8 protein-coding genes are annotated in these 7,658 nt (G+C 68.1%); 3 read left to right on the top strand and 5 right to left on the bottom strand.

Annotation, left to right across the window (positions count from 1 at the left end):
• Positions 1-262 precede the first annotated feature (262 nt).
• The 5 genes from ACJQWL_RS12970 to ACJQWL_RS12950 all read right to left on the bottom strand — a co-directional run bounded on the left by ACJQWL_RS12970 (position 263) and on the right by ACJQWL_RS12950 (position 5,707).
• Positions 263-559, bottom strand: coding sequence for a hypothetical protein (locus tag ACJQWL_RS12970; RefSeq protein WP_330968523.1), 297 nt, complete (start codon positions 557-559; stop codon positions 263-265).
• Positions 560-564: 5 nt separating this feature from the next.
• Complete coding sequence (locus ACJQWL_RS12965) at positions 565-2,178, bottom strand: MFS transporter (protein ID WP_330968522.1); 1,614 nt, start codon at positions 2,176-2,178, stop codon at positions 565-567.
• 625 nt (positions 2,179-2,803) lie between these two features.
• Positions 2,804-3,277, bottom strand: coding sequence for a hypothetical protein (locus ACJQWL_RS12960; protein WP_330968521.1), 474 nt, complete (start codon positions 3,275-3,277; stop codon positions 2,804-2,806).
• Between the two features lie 182 nt (positions 3,278-3,459).
• Entirely contained in the window at positions 3,460-5,331 is a 1,872-nt protein-coding gene (locus ACJQWL_RS12955) for a DNA/RNA helicase domain-containing protein (protein ID WP_330968520.1), read from the bottom strand.
• Between the two features lie 25 nt (positions 5,332-5,356).
• Positions 5,357-5,707 (bottom strand): nucleotide pyrophosphohydrolase, encoded by a 351-nt coding sequence (locus ACJQWL_RS12950; RefSeq protein WP_330968519.1) that lies wholly within the window; start codon positions 5,705-5,707, stop codon positions 5,357-5,359.
• Positions 5,708-5,814: 107 nt separating this feature from the next.
• Between ACJQWL_RS12950 and ACJQWL_RS12945 the strand changes: the two genes are divergently transcribed.
• The 3 genes from ACJQWL_RS12945 to ACJQWL_RS12935 all read left to right on the top strand — a co-directional run bounded on the left by ACJQWL_RS12945 (position 5,815) and on the right by ACJQWL_RS12935 (position 7,657).
• Complete coding sequence (locus tag ACJQWL_RS12945) at positions 5,815-6,330, top strand: hypothetical protein (RefSeq protein ID WP_330968518.1); 516 nt, start codon at positions 5,815-5,817, stop codon at positions 6,328-6,330.
• A gap of 44 nt (positions 6,331-6,374) precedes the next feature.
• Positions 6,375-7,058 (top strand): DUF1294 domain-containing protein, encoded by a 684-nt coding sequence (locus ACJQWL_RS12940; RefSeq protein WP_330968517.1) that lies wholly within the window; start codon positions 6,375-6,377, stop codon positions 7,056-7,058.
• Positions 7,059-7,264: 206 nt separating this feature from the next.
• Complete coding sequence (locus ACJQWL_RS12935; RefSeq protein ID WP_330968516.1) at positions 7,265-7,657, top strand: hypothetical protein; 393 nt, start codon at positions 7,265-7,267, stop codon at positions 7,655-7,657.
• Position 7,658: the final 1 nt, after the last annotated feature.

Below are 7,658 nucleotides of genomic sequence, written 5' to 3'. Positions count from 1 at the left end.
CCCCCACCCGCCCCCCCGCCCCCCCCGGCTTGCTCCCAGAACCCCGGGACCCCCAGCCCCCCCCCCCCCCCCGCCCCCACGCCGCCCCTGTAGGAGCGACGTAAGTCGCGACCGCCATCCCCACACCCCCGCGCGGCTCCGCCCACCCCGCGAGGGCGAACGATCCACGGCCCCCATCCGCGTGCGCACCCAAACAAAAAGGCCGCCCAAAGGCGGCCTCTTGCAGAACCCTAGGCAGGCACGCCGCCTGCCACTCAACCTCTCACGCGGCGGCCGGCGTTTCCTCCCCGGCGCGCGGCGCCTTCGCAAACCGCGTACCCAGTTCCTTGCGCAGCCCCTCCAGCCCCTGGTTGCGCCCGGCCACCTTCAGCAGCGCATAGCCGTCCAGCGCGCAGCGCATCACGTCGCTGCCCAGTGCCGTCTCGCTGTCGGCGCCGCGCTCGGCCAGGCGTTGCAGCCGCTGCAGGCGGGGGCGCAGCTTGTCCAACGCCGCCAGGTCGGCCTGCGCCTCGCCCAGCTTCAGGCTGGGCGGCAGCACCTGCGGGTCCTGCGACAGCACGGCTCTCAGATCGCTTTCGAATCACGAAAGTTGTACTGGATATCTTCGAGTCCGCGCCCTCGTGTTTCCACGCCACTGCGGTTGAGCAGGATCGCTGCAGCCGCCATCGGCAACGCCAGCAGAATGGCTGACAGTGCGAAATGATCGAAGAAGCCAGCCACCCCCAGACCGGCGCCCACGATGCCTCCAAACTTTGAACTCGCGGCGATGACACCGGAACCGGTGCCCCGCAGCCGCAGCGGGAAGATCTCGGCGGCATAGGGAATCAGCATGGCAATCACACCGCTGACACTCACCAGCAGGGCAGCAGTCGCCAACGTGGTCATGACCACCGACCTGATGCTCAGCATGTCCAGAGCGCCGAACACCAGCAACGACCCCGCAGTGAGCCCAAGAAAAAGCACCAGTGACTTGAAGCTGCTCCAGCGGTAATACAGCCAGATCACCAGTGCGATACCAGGCAACGCGTAGATCGCCGATCTGGCGAGCAATGCGCTGGTGGCCGCGGGATCGATTCCCAGTTCCGAAAGGTTGGTTGGCAACCAAAGCAGAAAGCCGAAATTCACCAGGCCCCACGCGGTACCCGCGACGAGCAGGCTCCAGGAGATCGACGCATGGCGGCCGTGCATAAGCTGCCGCACACCCGTGACCGGATGACGTTCGTCGATGACGGGTGAGCCAGGGTGCGCCTCGTCATCGGGCTCGACATGATCCCGTCGACCTGCAAATTTCGCGAGCAATGCGCGCGCCTGCGCGTGCTTTCCCATGCTGGACAAGAAGCGGGGAGACTCGGGAATAAAACGGTTGAGCACGATGATCAGCGCGCCCGTAGGCAGGCCGAGCAGCCACAGCACTCGCCAACTGAACATTGGCTCCAGGAGGGCTGCAGCGCCTGCAGCGAGCAGGTAGCCGCCGGAGGTACCAAGGCCGCCGAGCGCGACCAGCAGCCAGCCCCGGTGCACGGCGGGTACGGTTTCTGCCATCAACGTGAAAGTGATGGGCAGCAATCCACCCGCCGACGCCCCCATCAGGAAACACATCGCGAGATTCCAGCCGAAGGACGGCATGGCGCCACAGATCGCCGTGCCGATGAACATCAGCGCAGACAACAGGATGGCGGAGCGGCGGCCAAAACGGTCGGCAATGCGTCCCCAGACGACGGATCCGACGGTGGTGCCCGTCAAGGCGACCAACGCAAGCAAGCTGGCACGCGATTTCTGGATTCCATACTCGGCGCTCATGCCCGGCATCACGAAGCCGAGAGTCGCGGGCTTCATCACGTCGATTGCCAGCGTGACCACCAGCACCGCAACCAGGGTCCAATGGGCGCGGTTGAGTGGAACGCCATCAGCAACGTGGAAGTTGAGCGGGGACGCCAGGCCACCGTGCAGGGCAGGGATGCTCCTGGGCAACATGCCGTACGCGGACAGGGCCAGGCCAATGGGAATGATGGCCATGCCCACCCACATCTCGGTGGTCATTGGCATGCCCACCATCTGCCAGTGCGTGTGCTGGCCCATCAGGAACATCGGCGCATGCGAAAACACGCCCGCGGTGACAAGGGCGCATCCCAGCCAGAAGGCGACAGGGTGGTGGAACGAGAGTGCCGACTGTTGCATGAGGCTCCCGGAAGTGGCCGCATGTTACCGCTGCAGCGTCCAACCTGGGGAGGGCGTCGTGGTCAAGCTGACGCACGCTTACGGCTGTCAGCGAAGTAGCGGAAGGTTCGCGACGTTGCACGCGGCCGACGCCCCGAAACCGGGCGACGGAATCGACCACGAAATAGGGGAGCGAGGCGGACAGGAGCAGGACGGACGTTGATCGCTTCTTGGACCGCTCCTGGCCAGCAGCAGCCACAACGAACGCCGGAGGCTCCGGTCCAGGCCGCGCCGGTGGTCGCGAACCGCCAGAAACGCTGGATCATCGCGCGCGCGGCGCAGCAAGGCTGACCACCGCGGGCGGTGCGCCTGGTCCGCGAGGCAGGTAGAGCCTCAGAATCTGGTCAACTCCCGGGGGACCTCTCCGTGGCGAAACGTGCACCACGGCTGCCGCGCCAACCGTCGGCGCTGGCGCTTCTCTCTGCAACGAACCGGCTTCAAGGCCCATCCGCGCCGCCGTTGCCGGCATCCCTGCATGTCGGAGGTCGACGACGTCCCACCCCCGCCCAGCCAGAAAACAAAAAGGCCGCCCGAAGGCGGCCTCTCGCAGAACCCCCCCGGCAGGCACGCCGCCTGCCGCTCACCCTCAGGCCGCTACCGGCGCCTCCTCCCCGGCGCGCGGCGCCTTCGCAAACCGCGTACCCAGTTCCTTGCGCAACCCTTCCAGCCCCTGGTTGCGCCCGGCCACCTTCAACAGCGCATAGCCGTCCAGCGCGCAGCGCATCACGTCGCTGCCCAGCGCTGTCTCGCTGTCGGCGCCGCGCTCGGCCAGGCGCTGCAGCCGCTGCAGGCGCGGGCGCAGCTTGTCCAGCGCCACCAGGTCGGCCTGCGCCTCGGCCAGCTTCAGGCTGGGCGGCACCACCTGCGGGTTCTGCGACAGCACGCTCAGCGTCTGCCGGCAGAACGCCTCGGACTTGTCGCCCATGCGCGCCAGCTTGCGGCGCTGCTCGGCGGTCATCGCCACCAGGTCCACCAGCTGCGCCTCGAGGTCCGTCAACGCCTGGTCCACCGCCTCCAGCTGCGCGTCGGTCAGGGTCAGGTTGATCATGTTCTGGCTCACTGCACACTCCCTTGCATTCCATGTGGGGCGCCGGGGCCGGCCCGCTTCGCGTGCCTGCAAGCCCACCGGCGCCGCTCCAGTGCCATCCCCGCGGCGCGGGGTGTGGCGTGGCCGGCAGGGCCGGCGGCTGGAGCGGGGCGGAGTGTGCGGAAGGGGAGGGGCGGTGTAGCTCCAAGCTGCAGTCATCTGGACGAGTGTGCGTCTCGAAGATGTGCCCGTGTCTCCTCATCCGTGCAGTACACGTAACACCCCTTCATGCCCCGGGTCATCAATGTCCGGTAGGTGTTGCGAATGATCCGATCCACCCGCTCCAGCGTCCCCTCGGGATCCGTCTTCATCTTCTTCTTGTAGCCCCATATCGAGCGATCGTTCTTCGAGCGGCCGGCCGGGTCGGCCTGTAGCTGGCCATCGCGGGCGATGAGGTCCGGGCCAATGATCACGCCGACGTAGTCCAGCTCCAGCCCTTGGCAGGTGTGGATGCAGCCGACCTCCTCGATGGAATTGGGTGCGACGATCCACAGGCTGCCGTCGGTGCCGAGGTTCCACTGGCGCTGGTAGCCGTGTTCGGGGATGACGATGTCGTAGGCATCGGGGTTGCGCTTGCTCTTCCAGTCCCAGCAGTAGCCGGCGACGACTCGCGACTTGTTGTTGGCCTTGTTCTTCTCGGCGATCAGACGGTGCAGTTCGGTGGGGCTGTCGACCACGCGGAAGTCGAAGTCGTCCGGGTCCAGGCGGTTGTTGGCGGTCTCGCGGATGCCCAGCGTGTGGTCCAGCCAGGCCAGATACCCGTCCGAGCCGTTGCAGCGGAACTGCGATGACAGCTCCATCTCGGTGACATCCGCGCCCAGCGCGTTGGCCCAGTGGCGCAGCTCCCCGGTGTGGCCGATGTCGCTGAGCGTGACCATCTGGTCGTCGTCGGTGAACAGCACGGTGCACTTGGCGCTGTTGATCAACTCCTTGACCTGGTTCTCGCCAAGGTTGCCGTACAGGCCGGAGAAGCGGTTGAGGCGGTGCGCCTCGTCCACCACCAGCACGTCGAAGCTGTTGGCCGGTGTATCGACAAAAGCGCCCGAGCCGCCGAACAGGCTGGAGATCTCGACCTGCTTGAAGCTGCCGCGCAGGCGCTGCTTGTAGACCTCGCGCGGGGCGGCGTTCTTGGAGACGTACTTGGTGAGCAGCCCAAACCGGCTGAGTTCGACCAGCAGGTTGATTGCCACCACCGACTTGCCGGTGCCCGGTCCGCCGCGGACGAGCAGCACCTGCTTGCGCTCGGCGCTGGCACCCCGGGCGAGGGCGAGGGCCGTCTCATAGACGACCTTCTGGTCGTCGACGAGCACGAACTCGCGGTTGCCCTTGAGCATCTTCACCAGGCTGTCGGCCAGCATCTTGGACGGCTTGATGCGGCCGTTCTCGATCCTGTAGAGCAGGTCGCTGTCGTCGCCCTTGCACAAGTGCTGGCGGATGAAGGCGCGCAGTCGCTCGCGCTCGGCTTCGCCCCGCAGGAACAGCGGGGCCTTGTCCAGGTACGGCTGGTAATGCGCGTGGTTGATGCCGCCGTCGTCGACGTGGTTGTGCAGGTAGGCGCACGGGCGAAGCGCCACGCCGTCACCGTAGACGGCCTCGTTGAACCCTTCGAGCAGCGCGGCGTACGACCATGCCTGGTAGGACGGGTGGGCGCCTTCGCGCTCGTGCGCGCCACCGCGCCGGGCGATGACGATGCCGTCCTTGTCGGTGCGCGTTGACGTCGACCACTGCTTGAGCTCGACGATGATCACGTGCGGCGTGCCATCGCCGTTGCGGCCCGACAGCAGGAAGTCGATGCGCTTGGACGTCTGCGGGATGCCGAACTCCACGCCCACGCCGGTGTCGGTGGGGATGGTGTCGTCATCCAGCACCGTCGCCATGGCCTGCAGCGACTCGCGCCAGGCGCGGACTTCGGCCTCCGGCGCATAGCGGCCGGTCTTGTGCAGGTACTGCTTGGCGATGTCGTACTCGATGCCGCGGTTGCCGACGTCTTCGACGAACCTGGACTTGCTTGCCTGGTAGACGATCAACGGCGGCTCCCCCCGGACGCGTGGGTCAAAGCTCGGTGTACTTGTCGCTGCGGCCGCGAGCGCGGTCGGCGGGGTACTTCTCTGCATTGAGGCGGAGCTTGCGCTCGGCAGCCTGCAGCGGGTCGATGTCGAGCTTGTCGGCCAGCTGCAGCAGGTACAGCAGCACGTCGGCGAGCTCCTCGCCCACGGCGGTGCGCTTGGCGTCGTCCAGCGTGCGGCTCTGTTCGTCGGTCAACCACTGGAAGTGCTCCAGCAGTTCGGCGGCCTCAACCGACAGCGCGGTCGCCAGGTTCTTGGGGGTATGGAACTGCTCCCAGTCGCGCTCGCGGGCGAAGTCGCGGAGGGCCTTCTGCAGGGTCTGGAGGGCGTCACTCATGCGGTGGCGTGGTCTTGGAGGCAGGCCGGGCCATCCTAAACCAGCCCGCTGGCGGGCGCGGCGCGTTCGCGGCACGATGCAGGCGCCGCGGATGCGCTGGGGGGCGCATGACTCATCAGGACATGGAAAAGGACTGGGGCAACGTGCGCCATCGGCCGGTGTCGCGGCGACATGCCGCGGCGGGGGATGAGGCGGGCAGCCGGTTCGTCATCGGGCTGGTGGTCTTCATCGCCGTGGCGCTGGTCTACCCCTGGTACTCGTACTGGGTCCACTCGACGCTGATGGCGCGTGACATGCAGAAGGCCGCGCAGGCAATAGGGGCGGAGGTCGAGCGCGGCGTGCAACAGATGCAGGCCACTACCTTGCAGCAGCGGCAACGCACTGCCGCGCAGGCGCGGCAGGCGCGTATCGCGGCGGTGGATGTCGTAGGAGCGACCGCCGCGTCAGGCGGGCCGGTGGTGATCGTGCGGATGGGTGACGCGTCGCTGGATGAAGCCCGCGAAACCATCTGCGCGCAGGCCGGGCGTTGGCTGCGTGGGCCGGTGGCGGGCCAGACGCTGCGGGTGCAGCGGCACCGGGGGAATGCGCCGGCGCTCGACTTGGGGCGTGTGCGGTGCCGTTGAAGGCCGGTGCGTCGGTTCGCCTTCTCGCAAGCGAGCGCTGATCAATGAGTACCCAAGGCCGCACATCCGCGACCGATGCCGCCACCCGCCGTGCAGGCCGCATCACCGGCTGGGACGACGGCAAGGGCTACGGCTTCGTGACGCCGCACGACGGCGGCGCGCGGGCGTTCGTGCATATCAAGGCGTTCCAGCAGGCGACGCGCCGTCCGTTTGACGGTGACCTGATTTCCTATGCGACGCGGGTGGACGGCAAGGGGCGCTTGAACGCCGTGGATGTGCGCTTCGCGGGCCAGCGGGTTGCCGCGCCGCGGGCGGCCCCGCGCAGCCCGACCCGGCACCGGGCGCCCATGCGCATTCCCCGGGCGGGCATCGCCGTGGCGTTCCTTGCGGTCGCGGTCGCGCTGATGCTGCTGGGAATCGCCCCGGCGCTGGTGACGCTGGTGTACCTGGTGATGAGCGCGGTGTCGTACATCGCCTACGTGCTGGACAAGGACGCGGCAGGCAAGCGCCGGCGCCAGCGCACGCCCGAGGCCACGCTGCACGCGCTGGATACGCTCGGCGGATGGCCGGGCGGGCTGATCGCGCAGCAGCAGATGCGGCACAAGACGGTGAAGGCGTCGTTCCAGGCGGGGTTCGCGGTGAGCGTCGTGGTCAACCTGCTGGTGGTGGCGGCGCTCTGGTACGGCGGGGTTGCGGGGCGGATGTCGGACTTCGTGCTGGGGCGCTGAGGGCGGGGGGGCGCGGTCGCGACTTACGTCGCTCCTACAAGGTGTTGGGGTTCGGATCGCGGCTGAAGCCGCTCCTACAGATGGGTGGGGGGTGGGATCGCGGGTGAAGCCCCTTGTGCAACGAGGGGTCGGTGGGGGACGGCTGTCACACGGGGTTGGGGGTTGGGCGGCGAGAGTGGCGCACCTTCATTTGTCGAGTTGCCCCCATGGCCCGTCGCCGCACCGCTTCCACCCGGAACCAGCTGACCGAGTTGTCCCACCGCGCGCCGCTGGTCGCCGCGCAGCGGTTGATGCGGTTGGCGGCCACTGCGCATGCCCCCACGGCCGCGGACCACCGGGAGGTGACGCGCATGGGCGTGGAGAAGTGGCAGGCGATGCAGGCCGGCTGGTTCGCAATGGCGGCGGCCACGCTGGATTGGCAGGCGCGTGCATTTGGCGCGGCGGTGCAGGCGGCGTGGATGCCGTGGTCGGCGTCCGCGTCGGCGGGCACGATGCCGTGGGTGCCGGCGTGGTCGGACGTGGACCGGGTGATGGCGGCGGGGTTGCAGCCGACCAGCCGGACGGTGTCGGCGAATGCCAGGCGGTTGCGGGGGCGGTGAT

The organism is Novilysobacter viscosus (assembly GCF_046600715.1).
GTDB lineage: Bacteria > Pseudomonadota > Gammaproteobacteria > Xanthomonadales > Xanthomonadaceae > Lysobacter_C > Lysobacter_C viscosus.
Note: the sequence above shows the minus strand (reverse complement) of the source record. Positions and strands in the feature narration are given on the sequence as shown.